The sequence below is a fragment of the Collimonas fungivorans Ter331 genome, from assembly GCF_000221045.1.
GTDB classification, from domain to species: domain Bacteria; phylum Pseudomonadota; class Gammaproteobacteria; order Burkholderiales; family Burkholderiaceae_D; genus Collimonas; species Collimonas fungivorans_A.
This window is the reverse complement of record NC_015856.1, coordinates 1,586,202-1,604,651: the sequence shown is the minus strand read 5'-3', so window position 1 is coordinate 1,604,651 and position 18,450 is coordinate 1,586,202. Positions and strand designations below refer to the sequence as shown.

The 18,450-nt window shown below is 58.7% G+C and carries 14 protein-coding genes; 5 read left to right on the top strand and 9 right to left on the bottom strand.

The annotated features are described in order from the left end of the window. Nucleotides 1-106 precede the first annotated feature (106 nt). From CFU_RS07000 to guaB, 3 genes are all read right to left on the bottom strand, one after another. Nucleotides 107-2,935 (bottom strand): autotransporter serine protease, encoded by a 2,829-nt coding sequence (locus CFU_RS07000; RefSeq protein ID WP_238531411.1) that lies wholly within the window; start codon nt 2,933-2,935, stop codon nt 107-109. Nucleotides 2,936-3,780: 845 nt separating this feature from the next. Continuing rightward, nucleotides 3,781-5,361 (bottom strand): glutamine-hydrolyzing GMP synthase, encoded by a 1,581-nt coding sequence (guaA, locus tag CFU_RS06995; RefSeq protein WP_014005345.1) that lies wholly within the window; start codon nt 5,359-5,361, stop codon nt 3,781-3,783. A 112-nt stretch (nt 5,362-5,473) separates the two neighbouring features. Continuing rightward, nucleotides 5,474-6,934, bottom strand: coding sequence for an IMP dehydrogenase (guaB, locus tag CFU_RS06990; protein ID WP_014005344.1), 1,461 nt, complete (start codon nt 6,932-6,934; stop codon nt 5,474-5,476). 180 nt (nt 6,935-7,114) lie between these two features. On the opposite strand from guaB, the gene CFU_RS06985 reads away from it, so the two are divergent. Beyond that, a complete protein-coding gene (locus tag CFU_RS06985; protein WP_041741430.1) occupies nt 7,115-7,639 on the top strand; it encodes a DUF4124 domain-containing protein in 525 nt (174 codons plus the stop codon). A gap of 26 nt (nt 7,640-7,665) precedes the next feature. On the opposite strand, the gene CFU_RS06980 is transcribed toward CFU_RS06985, so the two are convergent. Both CFU_RS06980 and CFU_RS06975 read right to left on the bottom strand, forming a co-directional pair. Next, a complete protein-coding gene (locus tag CFU_RS06980) occupies nt 7,666-7,992 on the bottom strand; it encodes an RnfH family protein (protein WP_014005342.1) in 327 nt (108 codons plus the stop codon). Next, nucleotides 7,967-8,407: a type II toxin-antitoxin system RatA family toxin gene (locus CFU_RS06975; protein WP_014005341.1), complete on the bottom strand. Its 441-nt coding sequence runs from the start codon at nt 8,405-8,407 to the stop codon at nt 7,967-7,969. The genes CFU_RS06980 and CFU_RS06975 overlap by 26 nt, the downstream gene beginning before the upstream one ends. Before the next feature lie 67 nt (nt 8,408-8,474). Between CFU_RS06975 and smpB the strand changes: the two genes are divergently transcribed. Further along, nucleotides 8,475-8,924 (top strand): SsrA-binding protein SmpB, encoded by a 450-nt coding sequence (smpB, locus tag CFU_RS06970; protein WP_014005340.1) that lies wholly within the window; start codon nt 8,475-8,477, stop codon nt 8,922-8,924. An 83-nt stretch (nt 8,925-9,007) separates the two neighbouring features. On the opposite strand, the gene CFU_RS06965 is transcribed toward smpB, so the two are convergent. Both CFU_RS06965 and CFU_RS06960 read right to left on the bottom strand, forming a co-directional pair. Further along, nucleotides 9,008-9,925, bottom strand: a complete 918-nt coding sequence (locus CFU_RS06965) for an SPFH domain-containing protein (RefSeq protein WP_014005339.1) — start codon at nt 9,923-9,925, stop codon at nt 9,008-9,010. A gap of 61 nt (nt 9,926-9,986) precedes the next feature. Beyond that, nucleotides 9,987-10,439: an NfeD family protein gene (locus tag CFU_RS06960; protein ID WP_014005338.1), complete on the bottom strand. Its 453-nt coding sequence runs from the start codon at nt 10,437-10,439 to the stop codon at nt 9,987-9,989. 193 nt (nt 10,440-10,632) lie between these two features. Between CFU_RS06960 and CFU_RS06955 the strand changes: the two genes are divergently transcribed. Together CFU_RS06955 and CFU_RS24815 are read left to right on the top strand one after the other, a co-directional pair. Further along, a complete protein-coding gene (locus CFU_RS06955; RefSeq protein ID WP_190275229.1) occupies nt 10,633-12,444 on the top strand; it encodes a tetratricopeptide repeat protein in 1,812 nt (603 codons plus the stop codon). Nucleotides 12,445-12,491: 47 nt separating this feature from the next. Further along, nucleotides 12,492-12,668, top strand: a complete 177-nt coding sequence (locus tag CFU_RS24815) for a DNA-binding protein (RefSeq protein ID WP_014005336.1) — start codon at nt 12,492-12,494, stop codon at nt 12,666-12,668. A 56-nt stretch (nt 12,669-12,724) separates the two neighbouring features. Here CFU_RS24815 and ppsA read toward each other — a convergent pair whose 3' ends face one another. Next, on the bottom strand, nt 12,725-15,082 hold the full coding sequence (ppsA, locus tag CFU_RS06950) for a phosphoenolpyruvate synthase (protein ID WP_041743087.1): 2,358 nt from the start codon (nt 15,080-15,082) through the stop codon (nt 12,725-12,727). A 330-nt stretch (nt 15,083-15,412) separates the two neighbouring features. Here ppsA and ppsR point away from each other — a divergent pair, with 330 nt between their 5' ends. Continuing rightward, nucleotides 15,413-16,261: a posphoenolpyruvate synthetase regulatory kinase/phosphorylase PpsR gene (gene ppsR, locus CFU_RS06945; protein ID WP_014005334.1), complete on the top strand. Its 849-nt coding sequence runs from the start codon at nt 15,413-15,415 to the stop codon at nt 16,259-16,261. Nucleotides 16,262-16,369: 108 nt separating this feature from the next. Here ppsR and CFU_RS06940 read toward each other — a convergent pair whose 3' ends face one another. After that, nucleotides 16,370-17,905 (bottom strand): Ig-like domain-containing protein, encoded by a 1,536-nt coding sequence (locus CFU_RS06940; RefSeq protein WP_014005333.1) that lies wholly within the window; start codon nt 17,903-17,905, stop codon nt 16,370-16,372. Nucleotides 17,906-18,450: the final 545 nt, after the last annotated feature.

Genomic DNA, 18,450 nt, shown 5'->3' with positions numbered 1-18,450 from the left:
GTCATCACTGCAAGATTTTCCCATTCGATCGCACCTAGCTTGATCGAATGCGCCAGAAACGGGTGTTGATCCACAGAACGACCGCCGGAACCATTGATATGCATAGTCAGAAGGCCATGCGAGCACCTACCGAGAACACGTTGTTGACTATACCGCCCTTGCCGAACTGCGCATCGTAATTACCGTACCAGCTCCAGTTACGGCTGACTGCAGTAATGATGCCGATACCGGCCCAGCCGCTGTTGCGCGCCAGACCGATGCCTTGCACGTTAAAGCCGGCAGCCGGCGCGCCGACGAAGGCCGCGTTGAAATCCAGATTGCCGCTGTTGAAACCGTGTTGCCAGGCCGCGTAAGCCTGTATGTTGCTATGGCCGCCCAGCCAGTCGAAGCCGGCGTCGCCGCGCAAGCCAAGCACGCTCGCAGTCTGGTGGTAGCTGCTGCTGCCGGCAGTGAGGCCGAAGGGACTGCCGGTTTCGGTAAACGCGCCGCGCTTGAGGCGGTCGTAGCTGATGCCGGCAAACGGCGTCAAGGTCGATGTCGCCGACAGCTGGCGCACGTAGCCGGTTTCGGCATAGGCCGAAATCATGCTGTCGGTATGGTTGGCGGACAGGCTGTCGACCTCGCTGCCGAGGATCACGTTGCGATTGATCTTGCTGGTCACGCGGGCGATGCCGGCGCGGCCGGAGACGTAGATGCCGTCATGGCTGAGCGCATAGCGGCCATACAGGGACAAGCCGGCATCCTGGCTGTTGGCGGCGCCGCCGAAACGGTCGAAGCTGGCTTTGCTTTCCGAGTACGACAGCGCAGCGCCGACAATCGCTTTGTCGTCCAGGTGCGTATCGAAACCGAACTGGCCGCCCCAGGTCGAGGTATCGGCCGAGGAATAGCCGGACTGGCCGAGCTTACCGGTGGCGCCGATCACACTGGCCCACAAACCGGCCTTGGCACCCGATGAAATCGGGCTGCCCAGCAGCGCCAGGCGATTCGACAAATCACGGTTGATGGCTTGCGACTGCTGGAAAGTCAGCGCCTGCGACGAGGCATAGATCTGTCCCGACAAGCTGTCCAACACTTGGGCTGCGGCAGCGATGTCCGCCGTGCGCTGCAGCGCCGCGGCGCTGTTCAGGAAGGCGCTGTTGTTGCCGCCGGTGTTGCCGCTGGCAGCCATGGCGTCGGCCGCCTTGAGGCCGGTCTCGACGTTGGCGGCGCTGTTGGTGCGTGTAGGGTCGGCGGCAAACGCGTGCGCTGCAACCGCCTTGACGTCGTTGCGCGCAATGCTCAAGTCAACTTCATTGGCGGTATAAGCCAGCGTCGCGTTCAAGAAGGTGCCCGGGTTGAAAACCGTGCCGTCGTGTTCGAACGACACATCCTGGAACACGCCGGATACGCCGCTGGCTGCGGTCAACACCTTGCCTTTGACGCCGACCTGCTGCGCCACGTAGCCGGACGGATCGCTGCTGCCGGCCGGCGTGGTCGCCACCAGGTGCGAATTGCCGAGCGTGGCGCTGCCGCCTACGGTCAAGGTCGAATTGAACTGGTTGGCCAGCACCGCGCTGGCGGTGGCCGTGTAGTTGCCGGCAATCGTCATGCCGCCGCCGGTATTGCTGAGACGGCCGCTGTTGGAGACGCTGCCGCCGATGCGGCCGCCGTCGCCGGACAGCACGCCGGCGCTGTCGATGGTAACTGCGGAAGCAACCGATCCGGTGACGTTCAGCGTGCCTTTCGCGATTTCATTGGCGCCGCTGTATGTGTTGTTGCCGGACAGCGTCAGCATGCCGCTGCCGTCTTTCAGCAGGCCGGCATTGCCGCCGATATTGTTGGCGAAGGTCGAGCTGGCGGAATCGAAACTGGCGACGAAGTTACCGCCCAAGGTCAGCCTGGTATCGAACAAGGCTGGGCCGTTGGCGGCTTTGCTGGCGTTCAGCAGACCCCAGCCATAAGTAGCTGTATCGCCCATGCTGGTTGCCGTGGACAAAATGGTTTGCCGGATCTGGTCGGCATTCATCCAGGGATAGGATTGCTGCACCAGGGCAGCCGCGCCGGTTACCGCCGGCGCCGCGAACGAGGTGCCGTAGACCCGGCGGCCTGCCGTGGCCGAGATAAAATCGCCAGGCGCCGCCAGGCACCAGTTGGCGGCCTCGCCGCAGCGGTTCGAATAACTGGAAATCACCCCCGGCGTGGTGTCGCTGCTGCTGTATCCCTGAGCGCCGCCGGCGGCATTCACCGCCACCACCGCCAGCCAGCCTTTTTGCAGGTCGGGATACAGGGCCGGCAAGCCCGCCGTCAGGCTGGGATGGGCGCTGCCATCGTTGCCCGCGGCCCAGATGAACAAGCTGCCCTTGCTCACGAAAGGCTGATAGATATTGTAGAAAGTCGGGCCACTACCGCCGGGGGTTGCAATCGAACCAAAGGCGTTCGACTGGTTGAAGAGACGCGCACCCTTGTTGAACAAGTCCTGGTAAACCGAGGCATTCAAAGTGACGTTTTCACCGCCGGTGCCGACCGCGGCGCCCAGCATGTTGACTGCCGGCGCCACGCCGTAGCTGCTGCCGCCCAGCGCTTCCGCCGCTTCGCTGCCGTGCGAATTACCGGCGCCGCCGCTGGCATAGACGTATTTGGTCAAGCGTCCGGCAAACTCCGGATCGGAGACATTGAAATCCGTGTCGACCACTGCTACCGTCACGCCGGCCCCGGTGATGCCGCGCGCGTGCGCAGCATTGGCGTTGCTCGGATCGCTGGAGCTCAGGGTCGGGACCGTTACGCTCGGCGCGGCTGTGACTGGCGCCGCGTTGGTGGGCACCGGCGGCTGGACGCCATCGGAGTTGCTGGAACCCCCGCCACCGCCGCCACAGGCTGCAAGCGTGCTCAAGACGGCTACGGAAACGACTGACAAAGGAAAACGGCTGACATGTTTGCGGCTATGTTTGCGATTCATGGATCTACTCGAGTGAATAACTTGCGGCAAACACAGTCTGAAAAACTTGTACTCCCAGTGTCTTACGCTAAATTACGTGGTGAAAAATTGCTTGCGAAGACGTCTTTGGCCCATCGCAGATAAAATCGCTGTCAATGAATGCAAAAAACCGCAAGAGCATATGGCAGCACCAACCGTTCCCGCCTATTCTTTTCTTTTTTCATCTGCCCTCTATGCAATGAGGTCAGATATTAGAGATGAGCCGCGTCGCACAGAATAAGTAGAATTTGCGCTTCGTGTTGACGATTGATGCCCAGTACAGTCGGCTCGGTTAGTCTGAATAAAGCCCGATTTAGTACATAAGATTTTCAACTTTATTAACGTATTCGTCGTCTGAAAACAAATCCGAAATATCGAATAATGCCGGCTAGTTGCACTGTAAAAAACTTCATACAACGTCTCTTGTCACAACATTAGCTATTTGCTTAGAGAGGTGTTGATTTAATTTTCTAATTGCAATAGTGAAGAATGTCAGAATGAATTTCAATCAGACAATCCTTAAAATAATGTAGGAATTTCCGCCAATATTTGGGGCGTTTGAATAGGATTACTCACTCTTACGCGCGGTCCTGCGTGCAATAGAGCGACGGCCGCGAAGGGAGGAATTGGTGCCGCCTCGAGGGGACTCACGCAGCAGCGAAGGCACGCTTTAAACGACGATTTCCGCCTGACTGTTGCTCCGTGAGCAGTTGGAGCTATATGTTAGCGTACCAGCCAATGCCGAACCAAAAAGCAAAAAAGCCCGCATTTACGCGGGCTTTCAGGCATTTTTTACTTCTGAGTACTAGCGAGTGCTAGACATCGGATCATTCCCACTCGATAGTCGCCGGCGGCTTACCCGAAATATCGTACACCACCCGATTGATCCCGCGCACTTCATTGATGATGCGGTTCGACACCCGTCCCAGCAACTCATGCGGCAGGTGAGCCCAATGCGCAGTCATGAAATCCTGCGTCTGCACCGCGCGCAAGGCCACCACATATTCGTAGGTACGGCCATCGCCCATCACGCCGACTGACTTGACCGGCAAGAACACCGCAAACGCCTGGCTGGTCTTGTCGTACCAGGTTTCGTCCTGGTCGTCCTTGGTGTTGCGCAGCTCTTCGATGAAGATGGCGTCGGCACGGCGCAGCAGGTCGGCGAATTCTTTTTTGACTTCGCCCAGGATGCGCACGCCCAGACCCGGGCCCGGGAACGGATGACGGTACACCATGGCATGCGGCAGGCCGAGCGCGACGCCCAGCTTGCGCACTTCATCCTTGAACAGCTCGCGCAACGGTTCCAGCAGCTGCAGGTTCAGGGTTTCCGGCAGGCCGCCGACATTGTGGTGGCTCTTGATGGTGTGAGCGGCGTTCTTGCCTTTGCCGGCGCTTTCGATGACGTCCGGGTAGATCGTGCCTTGCGCCAGCCATTTGGCATTCTGCAGCTTGGCCGATTCGGCCTGGAACACTTCGACGAATTCGCGGCCGATGATCTTGCGCTTGGCTTCCGGATCGGTGACACCGGCCAGGTGGCCCATGAATTGCGCGGTGGCGTCGACATGGATCACCTTGACGCCGAGGTTCTGGGCGAACATCTCCATCACCATCTTGCCTTCGTCCAGGCGCAGCAGGCCGTGGTCGACGAAGACGCAGGTCAGCTGGTCGCCGATGGCGCGGTGGATCAAGGCGGCGGCGACACTGCTGTCGACGCCGCCGGACAGGCCCAGGATCACTTCGTCGCTGCCGACCTGTTTGCGGATCGACTCGACTGCTTCAGCGATGTAGTCCGGCATGTTCCAGTCCGGCTTGCAACCGCAGATGTCGATGACAAAACGGGTCAGGATCGCTTCGCCCTGCACCGTGTGGGTGACTTCAGGATGGAACTGCACCGCGTAGAACCTGCGCTCGTCGTCGGCCATGCCGGCGATCGGGCAGTTCGGGGTCGATGCCATCAGCTTGAAACCCGGCGGCATGGCGTTGACCTTGTCGCCATGGCTCATCCAGACTTTCAGCATGGCATGCGAATCCGGCGTCACGAAATCGCTGATATCTTTCAGCAGCGCGGTATGGCCGCGCGCGCGCACTTCGGCGTAACCGAATTCACGCACCTTGCCCATCTCGACCTTGCCGCCCAGCTGCTCGGCCATGGTTTGCATGCCGTAGCAGATGCCGAACACCGGCACGCCCAGCTCGAACACCGCTTGCGGCGCGCGCGGCGTATCGCCGTCGGTCACGCTATTCGGGCCGCCCGACAAGATCACGCCGGAAGCACCGTAGTTGCGGACGAATTCGTCGGACACATCGTAGGGATAAACCTCGGAAAACACACCAGCTTCGCGCACGCGCCGTGCGATCAGTTGGGTAACCTGGGAGCCGAAATCGAGGATGAGGATTTTTGAGTGCATGGTGGATGCCTGGTAGCTGATTTAGCAAAAATGAGAATCTTTAAACTGCACGCGCCACCTGTGGTGTACTCCACAGGTGGCGCGTTCCTGGACAAGATCGGTATCTCTTCGATCAGTCAGTACGGTAGTTCGGCGCTTCCTTGGTGATCTGCACATCATGGACATGCGACTCGCGCATGCCGGCTGAAGTGATTTCCACAAACTCGGCTTTTTCGCGCAGCTCGTCGATCGTCGCACAGCCGCAGTAACCCATGGAAGAACGGACGCCGCCGATCAGCTGGTACAAGATGGTCAGGACGCTGCCCTTGTAAGGCACCCGGCCTTCAATGCCTTCCGGCACGAACTTGTCTGCCTTGTTGGCCGAATCCTGGAAGTAGCGGTCGGCGGAGCCGTCCGACATCGCGCCCAGGCTGCCCATGCCGCGGTACGACTTGTAGCTGCGGCCCTGGAACAGGATCACTTCGCCCGGCGCTTCTTCGGTGCCGGCGAACATGCTGCCCATCATTACGGTCGAGGCGCCGGCGGCCAGCGCTTTGGCGATGTCGCCCGAAAAGCGGATGCCGCCGTCGGCGATACATGGAATGCCCGTGCCCTTGAGCGCTTGCGCGACATTGGCGATGGCGGAAATCTGCGGCACGCCGACGCCGGCCACGATCCGCGTGGTGCAGATCGAGCCAGGGCCGATGCCGACCTTGACGCCGTCGGCGCCGTGGTCAGCCAATGCCTTGGCGGCGGCAGCGGTGGCGATATTGCCGCCGATGACTTCCACCTGCGGGAAATTCTGCTTGACCCATTTGACGCGGTCCAGCACGCCCTTGGAGTGGCCGTGCGCGGTATCGACCACGATGACGTCGACGCCGGCTTTCACCAGCAGTTCGATGCGTTCTTCGTTGTCGGCGCCGACGCCGACCGCGGCGCCGACCCGCAGCTTGCCCTGGCTATCCTTCGATGCCAGCGGGTGCGATGTTGATTTCTGGATATCCTTGACCGTGATCAGGCCGCGCAGCTCGAAAGCGTCGTTGACCACCATCACGCGCTCCAGGCGGTGCTTGTTCATCAGGCGCTTGGCTTCCGACAGGTCGGCGCCGTCCTTGACGTAGACCAGCTTGTCGCGCGGCGTCATCTTGGCGCTGACTTCCGCCTCCAGCTCTTCTTCAAAACGCAGGTCGCGGTTGGTGATGATGCCGACCAGGCGGTTGCCGTCGACCACCGGGAAACCGCTGATGCCGTGCTGTTCCGACAAGGCGATCACTTCACGGATGCGCATGTTGGGCGGAATCGTGATCGGGTCTCGCACCACGCCGGATTCGAAACGCTTGACCTTGGAGACTTCGCGCGCCTGTTCCTGCGCGGTCAGGTTCTTGTGGATGATGCCGATGCCGCCCTCTTGCGCCATGGCGATCGCCAGCCGCGCTTCAGTCACGGTGTCCATCGCAGCCGACAGCAACGGGATGTTGATATCGATATTGCGGGTCAGGCGTGTTTTAAGGGTGGTGTCTTTGGGGAGGACGTCCGAATAAGCGGGGACCAACAGCACGTCATCGAACGTGAGTGCTTTCTGAAGTAGACGCATAGTTTTTCCTATAGGCGCAAAAGCGAATTATACAGAAAACCGGACAACTCGCCTAACGTTGCGCAATTTTAGCCACAACGGAGAAAATATTTCCACAAAGCACTACCGATCAATTGACACAGCTAGTGAAACATGGCGAAATCTGCGCTCAATCTACTTCTATCGCCCCAAGGAACAGCAATGAATGCAATCCGCCTGAAACATGTCTTTTCCGCCGCCGCAGCAATGGTCTTGCTCAGCCTGGCGACGTCCGCCCTGGCGCAATTCGTGTGGCTGGATGAAAAAGGCGTGAAGCAGTACTCAGACATGCCGCCGCCCTCCTCGGTGCCGAACAAGCGCATCCTGAAAACGCCGAGCCAAAGCCTGCCGCGCGGCGCCGCCGAAGAAGAGCCTGGAGCCGCCGCCGACGCCGCCGCGGACAGCAAGCCGGAAGCAAAAGCGCCGCCGACCGTCGCCGAACAGAATGCAGCGTTCCAAAAGCGCAAGACCGAACTGGCGGAGAAGAACAAGAAGGCCGAGCAGGAAGCCAAGCTGGCCTCCAACAAGGCAGAGAATTGCGCCCGCGCCCGCGCCAACCAGCGCACCCTGGATTCCGGCGCCAGGGTTGCCCAGACCGACGCCAACGGCCAGCGCTCATTCATGAGCGACCAGCAGCGGGCGCAGCAAAATGCGCAGAACCGGGAAACCTTGAACGATTGCCAATAAGGCAGCAAACCCCGACAGGCCCGCCTTCAGCGGGCTTTTTTATCGGCCCGCTTGCGGCGCGACTCCATCGGATCGGCGATCAGCGGACGGTAGATTTCAACCCGGTCCTGGTCGCGCAGCACGGTATCGAGCGTCTTCAGCTTGCCGTAGATGCCGACCCGCCAGCAGCTGAGGTCGATTTCACGTATCTCTTCCAGCAGGCCGCTGCGCTTGATGCCGTCATGCAGCAGTGTCCCGGCCGGCACCGACAGCTGCTTCAAAGCCTGCACGCCGGGGCTGGCGTAGCAGACCTGTATCTGTATCAGCAGCATCTCGCCGGCCACCGTCTCAGTCATGGCGGCCATACACCGCATCGGCGCGCTTGCAGAAGGAATCGACGAAACTGTTGGCGATCATGCTGAATACCGGTCCGATCAGCTTTTCCAGGATGCGGTTGGAAAATTCATAATGCAGGTCGAATTCGATCTTGCAAGCGTCGGCCCGCAGCGCCTTGAAGTTCCAGTTGCCGTCGAGCTGCTTGAAAGGTCCCTCCACCAGCCGCATCTGCATGTTGGTAGGCGGCGTGTTGGTGTTTTCCGTAGTAAACGATTGCTTGATGCCGTGGTAATGTATATTCAGCGTCGCCACCAGCTTGCCGGCATCGCGTTCACGCACCTCCACCCCGCCGCACCATGGCAGGAATTGCGGGTAGTCTTCGACCCGGTCGACCAGCGCAAACATCTGTTCAGCGCTATATCCCAAAAGAACCGTTTTATGCACTACTGCCATTGAATATCAACCGTTTGATAGAATCACAACTTGAAATTTTAACCGACCTGCGCGATTTTCCTAATACATGAGCATTATTGACAACAAAAAAGTCTTCCACGACTACTTCATCGAAGAGCGTTTCGAAGCCGGCATGGAGCTGCATGGCTGGGAAGTGAAGTCCATCCGCGCCGGACGCGCCAACCTGAAAGAAGCCTACGTTATCGTCCGCAACGGCGAAATCTACCTGTTCGGCGCCCACATCAGCGCCCTGCTCAGCGCCTCCAGCCACGTCCATCCGGAAGCGGTGCGCACCCGCAAACTGCTGCTGCATGCCGAGGAAATCAAGAAACTGATCGTCAAGGTCGAACGTTCCGGCTATACCCTGGTGCCGATTAACCTGCACTACCTGCGCGGCCGCATCAAATGCGAAATCGGCCTGGCCAAGGGCAAGAAGCAGCATGACAAGCGCGACACCGAGCGGCAACGCGACGGCGAACGGGAAGTCCAGGCTGCGATGAAGCAGCACCGGCGTTGAAGCGACGCCAATAAACGATCGCAACAAAAAAGGCGGGCCGGCGAAACATGCATTTCGCCGGCCCGCCCTTTTTTTATTGCCGATTAAGACTTGGTCTGGGATTTGACCACTTGCAAGGCAGTGGCGATCAAGCCGCTGATATCGCCCAGGTTGGCTGGCACGATGATCGAATTATTGGTTTTCGCCAATTGCCCGAACGCCGCCACATACTGCTCGGCCACTTTCAGGTTGACGGCATCCGAACCGCCAGGCGACTGGATCGCAGCCGCAGTCTTGCGGATCGCTTCGGCGCTGGCTTCGGCAATCGACAGGATCGCCGCGGCCTGGCCCTGGGCGCGGTTGATGGAGGCCTGCTTCTCGCCTTCGGACTTGGCGATCGACGCTTCGCGCTCACCGGTCGCGATATTGATCTGCTCCTGCTTGCGGCCTTCCGAGGCGGCGATCAGCGCCCGCTTCTCGCGTTCGGCGGTGATCTGCGCCTGCATCGCGTGCAGGATTTCCTTCGGCGGCGTCAGGTCCTTGATTTCATAACGCAGCACCTTGACGCCCCAGTTGGCGGCGGATTCGTCGATGGCGCTGACGATGGTAGTGTTGATGTGGTCACGCTCTTCGAATGTCTTGTCCAGTTCCATCTTGCCGATTACTGAACGCAACGTGGTTTGCGCCAGCTGCGTGATGGCGGCGATGTAGTTGGACGAGCCGTAGGATGCCCGCATCGCATCGGTAATCTGGAAATACAGGATGCCGTCCACCTGCAACTGCGTATTGTCGCGCGTGATGCAAACTTGCGGCGGCACGTCCAGCGGGATTTCCTTCAGGATGTGCTTGTAGGCGACGCGGTCGACGAACGGCACCACGATGTTCAAGCCCGGCCCCAGGGTTGCATGATATTTGCCCAGGCGCTCAACCACCCAGGCATGCTGCTGCGGCACCACTTTGATTGTCTTGGCAATAAATATGATGACAATCACCAGCAAGACTAACGAGACGCTTCCGAACATGATTTTTTCCCTTATGAATTAAAACAGTCATTCGCCGCATGACAGCGAAAGCCGAGACCGATCAGTGTTGGCCCGGGCTGTTGCCGACAATCAGCCGGCTGCCGCGTATCTCGTGAATGAAAAACAGCCCCCCATCCGCATTTGCCGTCGGCGCCAGTTCGACATCCCACATCGCGCCGCGATACTTGACACGCGCCGTATAACCGGCCGCACCGGCATCCTGCTGCCATTGTTCGACCGTGATCGACTGCCCGATGTCGAGATTGACATTCGGATCGCGCTCAGCCTGGACCTTGGTGCGGCGGCCGAATTTGCTCCGCCGCAAAAGGTAAGTGGCAACCAGGGCCACCACGGCGGCAACCAGCAATTGCCACTCCACGCCCCACCCTATCAGCGCGGCGACGCCGCCGACGGCCAGCCCAATCGCCACCATCAGCAAATACAAGGTCGTAGTGAACAGTTCCATCACCACCAGCAGACCAGCCGCCAACATCCACATCACCCATCCGGCCATATGACCCTCTCCGTTATGTAGAACACACAGTGTAATCCATCTGACAACTGAAGTTACAATAACTCACACCGGATTTCGTTCGCTCCGCCAAAGCCGATGACCGCCGATCCGGTGCTATGCTCCCCTTTCCATGAATTGCGGTTGGCCCAAGCCGCTCTCAACCAGTCACACAAGAATACAAAATGAGCACGCAATGAGTACGATGCATCTTATCCAGCAAGCATACAAGGATTTCCAGAACGGAAATACCGCCCATGCCGAACGCTCGCTCAAGGATATCCTGACGAGCCAGCCGAAGAATTTCGACGCCCTGCATATCCTCGGCGTCATCTGCGCCGCCACTGGCCAGCGCAGCGAAGCGGTGCAGCTGTTCGGGCAAGCGCTGGCGCTGGACGACAAGAATGTCTCGCTGTACTACAAACTGGCCCGGGTGCAGTTTGAATCGGACCAGTTCGAAGCCGCCCTGCGCGCTTATGAAAAAATCATCGCATTGGGTTATGTCAAGCCCGAGATCCTGCTGGCCAAGGCCGTGACCCTGCTCAGCCTGCAGCGCCGCCGGGAAGCGCTGGAATGCATCGAACAGACGCTGGCCGCATGGCCCGACTACGCCGACGGCTGGGCCCACAAGGGCGCCCTGCTGTACCAGTTGCAGCAGCATGAAGAAGCGCTGGTTCATTTCGACCGCGCGCTGGCGCTGCAGCCGGCCATGGCCGACGGCTGGTATAAAAAGAGCCTGGCGCTGGACAAGCTGGAGCGTTATGCCGATGCCCTTGCCAGCCTCGACCGCGCCATCGCGCTGGCGCCGAAAACCGCAGCCTACTGGCTGGACCGTGCGGTTATCCTGCACAAGCTGGAACGCTACGCCGAATCCCTGAGCGACAATGAAACCGGCCTGGCGCTGGCGCCCGGCAATGCCGAAGCCTGGGGCGACCACGGCCTGACCCTGAGCCGCATGAACCGCCACCAGCAAGCACTCGACAGCTACCAGCGCGCCATCGGCCTGCAAGCCGGCTACGCGGATGCATTGTCGAATCAATCGTTGTCGCAGCTAGTGCTGGGGCAGTTCGAAGCCGGCTGGCAAAGCTATGAATACCGATGGAAGAAAGGCAATGCGGATTTTCCGCGCCATACCGAAATTCCGTTGTGGCTTGGCCGGCAAGCCATCGGCGGCAAGCGCATCTTGTTATGGTCGGAACAGGGCCTGGGCGACACCATCCAGTTTTGCCGCTACGCCATGCTGGTCGCGGCGCTGGGGGCCGAGGTGGTGCTGGAGGTCGACCCTGCGCTGAAAACAATTACTCAGACCATGGGAAATTTCCAGGTGATCGCCATAGGTGAAGAGTTCGCGCCGGTGGATTACCAGACGCCATTGATGAGCCTGCCGCTGGTGTTCAAGACCGAACTGGCGACCATCCCGGCCCCACCCTCTTATTTCACAGCAGACGCAGGGAAAAAAGAAAGCTGGAGAAAACGCCAGGATTTCGCCGGCGGCAAACTGAAAATCGGCCTGGTCGGTTCAGGCAACGCCGGCAATACCAACGATCACAGGCGCTCCATGCCGCTGCAGGAATTTGCACCACTGCTGCAACTGGAAGGCGCGGATTTTTTCCTGGTGCAGAAAGACATCAGGGCTTCGGATCACGCCTATGTGCAGCAAACACCAAAGCTGTGGGTGGTCGCCCACGACATTGCCGATTTCGACGACACTGCCGCGATCATCGCCAATCTCGACCTGGTCATCAGCGTCGACACCTCCGTCGCCCATTTGAGCGGTGCCTTGGGAGTGCCGGTCTGGATCCTGCTGCCCTGGGTGCCGGACTGGCGCTGGCTGCTGGATCGCGAGGATAGTCCCTGGTATCCGAGTGCAAGATTGTTCAGACAGGAGCAAACAGGAGACTGGCAAGGGGTCATTGAACGCGTGATGAGTGCATTGAATACTTTTCTAAGTATTCCCCCTAAAACAAGCCCAAATCAAAGTAATTATTTGACCATTTTAAAAGACTAGGAGAAAGTCAAACATGCTTGCGATTTCGGTTCATTAAGGAATAAAGCATGAAGCAAACATTCTTCCCATTCGACGCTGCGGAATTTCTGGATAACGATGAAATCATTACCGCCTATCTTATTGAAGCATCGGCAGACGACAATCCCGATGTATTTATCGCGTCGCTCAGCGATGTGGCGAAAGCGCGTGGAATAACTATAAAGCGGCAAACTCGTCGCACATAAAAAATCCTCCTCGCCTGAATACAGGCGAGGAGGATTTTTATACACTTACTGAAAGCTTATTGTGCGGCAGCCAGCTTCTGCCAGGTATCAATCACCGAATCCGGATTCAGCGAAATCGATTCAATCCCCTGCTTCATCAGCCACTCGGCAAAATCAGGATGGTCCGATGGGCCCTGGCCGCAGATGCCGACGTACTTGCCCTTGGCCAGGCAGGTCGCAATGACCTTCTCCAGCAAAGCCAGGATAGCCGGATCGCGTTCGTCGAAGTCGGCTGCCAGCAATTCCATGCCGGAATCGCGGTCCAGGCCCAGGGTCAGCTGGGTCAGGTCGTTGGAGCCGATCGAAAAGCCGTCGAAGTAATCCAGGAACTGGTCAGCCAGGATGGCATTCGACGGCACTTCGCACATCATGATGACGCGCAAATCGTTTTCACCGCGCACCAGGCCGTTCTTGCCCAGCAGGCCGATGACCTTTTCAGCCTGGCCCAGGGTCCGTACGAAAGGCACCATGATCTCGACGTTGGTCAGACCCATGTCGTTGCGCACGCGCTTCATCGCCTGGCATTCCATTTCGAATGCTTCGGCAAAATCGGCCGCCAGGTAACGGGCAGCGCCGCGGAAACCGAGCATCGGGTTTTCTTCATCCGGCTCGTAACGCGATCCGCCGATCAGTTTCTTGTACTCGTTCGACTTGAAGTCGGACAGGCGCACGATCACTTTTTTCGGCCAGAACGCGGCAGCGATGGTGGCAATCCCTTCGGCCAGCTTGTCGACGTAGAACGCCTTGGGCGAAGCATGGCCGCGCGCTACCGACTCGACCGCCTTCTTCAGGTCGGCGTCGATGTTCGGGTATTCCAGGATCGCACGCGGATGCACGCCGATGTTGTTGTTGATGATGAATTCCAGCCGCGCCAGGCCGACGCCGCCGTTCGGGATCGACTGGAAGTCGAACGCCAGCTGCGGATTGCCGACGTTCATCATGATCTTCAACGGCAGCTCAGGCAATGCGCCGCGCGCCACTTCCGTGACTTCGGTTTCCAGCAGGCCGTCGTAGATCTTGCCTTCGTCGCCTTCGGCGCAGGAGACGGTAACCAGCGTGCCGTCTTTCAGTACATCGGTGGCGTCGCCGCAGCCGACTACCGCCGGTACGCCCAGTTCACGCGCGATGATCGCGGCGTGGCAGGTACGACCGCCGCGGTTGGTGACGATCGCCGAAGCGCGCTTCATCACCGGTTCCCAGTTAGGATCGGTCATGTCGGCTACCAGCACGTCGCCCGGCTGCACTCTTTCCATTTCGGAAGCGTCATGAATCACCCGCACGCGACCGGCGCCGATCTTCTGGCCGATGGCGCGGCCATGGGTCAGCACGTTGCCGATGCCCTTGAGTTTGAAACGCTGCTGGGCGTCGGTCGATTTTTCCTGCGACTTCACGGTTTCCGGACGCGCCTGCAAGATGTACAGCTTGCCGTCACGGCCATCCTTGCCCCATTCGATATCCATCGGACGCTCATAGTGCTTCTCGATGATGGTGGCGTATTTGGCCAGTTCGACGATTTCGCTATCGTTCAGCGAATAACGGTTGCGCAGCTCGATAGGCACATCGACGGTCTTGACCGACAGACCGGCCTTGGCTTCGCCGGTGAATTCCATCTTGATCAGCTTGGAGCCGATGTTGCGGCGGATGATAGGCAGCTTGCCTTGCTCCAGCATCGGCTTGTGCACGTAGAATTCGTCGGGATTGACCGCGCCCTGCACCACGGTTTCACCCAGGCCGTAGCTCGATGTGATGAACACCACGTCCTTGAAGCCCGATTCGGTATCCAGGGTGAACATGACGCCGGCGGCGCCGACATCGGAACGGACCATGCGCTGGACGCCGGCCGACAACGCCACTTCGGCGTGGGTAAAACCCTTGTGCACGCGATAAGAGATGGCGCGGTCGTTATACAGCGAGGCGAACACATGCTTCATGGCTTCCAGCACGTTTTCAATGCCGACCACGTTGAGGAAGGTTTCCTGCTGGCCGGCGAACGACGCGTCCGGCAAGTCTTCCGCAGTGGCGGAAGAACGCACGGCAAACGACATCTCGCTGGAAGAATCTTCCACCAGGCGTTTGTAGAAGGCGTGGATTTCCTGTTCCAGGCGCGGCTGGAACGGTGTTTCCACGATCCATTGACGGATCTCGGCGCCGGCTTGCGCCAGGGCCCGCACGTCTTCGATGTTCAAGGTCGCCAGGCGCTCGGCGATGCGGTCGGCCAAGGCCGGGCCGCCATCCGTGCTGTGCGACAGGAAGTCGCGGAATGCCTGCGCCGTGGTGGCAAAACCGCCCGGCACCCGTACTCCGGCGCCGGCCAGCTGGCTGATCATTTCACCCAACGATGCGTTCTTGCCGCCGACGGAATCGACATCGGTCATCCGCAAATTTTCAAAGGAGATGACGTAAGCCGCCCCCTGGGTAGCACCCATCTGTATTGCATTGGACATAACAACCTCTAGTTTGATGATAAGAAATCTTCACAATTGCCTTCGCCGCCCTTGGCTTTTTGTTATTCTTCGTCAGGTAGCTTAAATATTCGGTTGGCTGCCATTTTATGCCAATTTAGGGTTCACAGGCGCACATGGCGGTATGCAACGGCCTGTAAGCTAGAGTCGGTGCTCGGTTAAAAGTTTCGGCGGCGCCGCGGTACTTGCGTTGTCCTTGGGCGGCGCCTTGCTTTTTATTTTTACTTTATTTTCGACAACATTATGCTAAATGCCGCTCCCGCACCGCTGGTCCCCGCCAATCGCACCGTGTTCTTCGTTTCCGACGGCACCGGCATCACCGCCGAGACCTTCGGCCACTCGGTGCTGACCCAGTTCGAGCTGCGTTTCAAGCAAGTGCGCCTGCCGTTCATCGATACCCTCGACAAAGCCTACGACGCCACCCGCAAGATCAACGAAGCATGCGTGGCGGACGGCAAGCTGCCGATCGTGTTTTCAACGCTGGTCAAAGCCGACCTGTCGAAAGTGATCCAGCAGGCCAAGGCCATGCACATGGACCTGTTCCAGACATTTGTCGAACCGCTGGAACGGGAACTGGGCGTGAAGTCCACCCATACCATCGGCCGCACCCACAACACGGCCAATACCGACGAATACAAGAACCGGATCGAAGCCATCAATTTTTCGCTGGCGCATGACGACGGCCAGTCGCATAAGAACCTGGCCGACGCCGATGTCATCCTGGTCGGCGTCTCACGCTCGGGCAAGACCCCGACCAGCCTCTACCTGGCCATGCAGTTCGGCGTCAAGGCCGCCAACTACCCGTTGATTCCGGAAGATTTCGAGCGCGACAAACTGCCTAGCGGCCTGTTGCCGTACAAGCAAAAGATTTTCGGACTGACCATCGCCGCCGACCGCCTGTCGGAGATCCGCAACGAACGCCGCCCTGGCAGCAAATATGCGGCGCTGGCGAACTGCCGTTATGAAGTGAACGAAGCGGAAAAAATCATGCGGCGCGAAGGGATACGCTGGATGTCGTCGACCACCAAGTCGATTGAAGAAATCGCGGCGACGATTTTGCAGGATATCAAGCCGGATATACGGACATTCTAGCGACCCGACGGGGCCGACTGCAGGCCTTGGTAGGGTGGGCACCTGTGCCCACGCGGGGCATCGATTATCCGAGGAGAAAATTCAGCGTGGGCAGAAAATCTGTCGGCGCTATGTCATGGCTGGTGCAGCATCTTGCAGCCATAGCTCCGCCGGCATTGCTACCGGCAAAACCACGCCATCGGCGATTGCGTTTTTGACGAAGCAAGTATCTACAACATCGCCGCTCTTCTGGTCCGCCAACAATTCCTTTGCCGGGGGTTGCAGCAGGTCAGCCAACACCAAACTACCAAGTCCCTCTTCAGCTGCCGGCAAGGCAAGCGCCTCCCCTTCTGCTGTAGAAGTAGCGATATGCAGCACAAAAAGCGCTGAGCTGTCGCCACCGGTAGCGGCAGTGAATACATGCTCACCATCGCTTAACGGCGCATGCTCTCCCGGCTGGAACGTCCAGTTGCCGTTTTCATCGGCAATGGCCGCGCCCAGATACAGTTCGCCATCGTATAGCCGCACCAGCACATCCGGCTCGCCGCGACCGTTGAACACAGGACGATTGTCATCCGTCACAGCGCCGCTGGCGATGTCGCCAGCCTGGCCGACAACGCTGTCGATCACTGGCGCCGGCGCCGCAGGGACATTCGCCACGTGCAGCACAAACGGTTCAGAGGCCACGCCGGCGCCAACCAGGGTGAATACATGCTCGCCCGGGCTAAGCCGGTCGAAATGATCGGTGTAACTCCAGCGGCCATCCAGCCCCACGGGCAGGCTGCCGACCAACACACCATGGTCGTAGATTTCCAGCAGCGTGCCTGGCTCTCCACGGCCATGGAAGGCCGGCCGCGCATCGTCGGTCGTGTCGCCGCTGGCCAGTTGCGCCGTTGCGCCGATGTTGTCAAGCACTAGATCGATCACCGGCCTGGCGGAATCCGGAGCGCCTATCGTCAGCGTGAACGGTGCGGACGTCAGGCCCGCACCGGCCACGGTGAATACGTGCTCGCCTTGCGCCAGCGGTTCGATCACGTTAAACCGCCATTGGCCGTCCTGTCCTGTCGTGGCGTCGCCAAGATGGACGCCATTGTCGAAGATCATCAGCTGGGTGAACGGCTCGGCTTGGCCGCTGAACAGCGGCGCGACATCATCCGTAGCGCCGCCGTTGGCGACGACTCCGGTTCTGCCGAAAGTATCAAATGCCTGCTCGATGACAGGCGGCAAGCCGGGACGCTCCGGCCCTTGGACGGGTGGGAATGATGGCTCGTCGGTAATATCGGGGAGCGCCGCTTCCTCGACCAACTCGACTGCAGTCGCCGATCCGGGCGGAGCCATTGTGGCTCCCCAGCCGCCGGCTTGGTCGACATAAGCCGAACTCATCAGCGGGCCGTTGTCCAAGATATGGGTAACGGCATTGGACGGCAATGGAGCTGGCCGATCAAGAGCAGCGACCCGGCTCACCGGAACTACCTCAAGTTCAGCATCCTTACGAACACTGTCAGCGGGCACTGACGTGGATCCTGCGGCCACGCCGTCAACCGCTGCGAACATGTCATTGGCCGGACTTTGTGCATTGGACCTGAGCGCATCGGCCATCGAAACTGCGGGGCCAAATTCATCCAGATCGATCCATGCGCCTGATTTCTTTTTATTGGAACTCATTAAATCTCATTGCTCCTTAAGCTAAGATCAAGAGAAAATATACGTGACAAAAAAATGGAAAAACGACAATAACAATAATCCATTTTATTGCACTTGTTGCAATTAAAATGAATAAAGGAGCATGACCTCGTCAGAATAGGAAAAATCAGTCAGGCAAACGGGAAAAACTTGCTTGGGGTCCACCTGCTGATGGATAGACGGCCTGAACAACCCCGGCGGTCCCATTGCAGGACAGCCGGGGTTGCTACCAGATTACGCTACTGCTTGTGCAGCTTCTGGCTGCCATAACTCCGTCGGCGTCACTGCCGGCAAAGCAGCGCTGACGCCAGATAACCTGGCTACTTGGCCTTCAATATAGTCGCTTCAATCGGCGAATAATTACAAAAACAATAATAGATTTTGAAATGAAAAATCCGACATTTACTTACGCGGTAATAGTCGGAAATCTGACAAACAATGGTATTAAAAAACAGAATTGGAATGTGATGTTTACTGGCGACATGTAGCCATATCGCAAGCACAGCAGGCGTAATAAATTATTGATG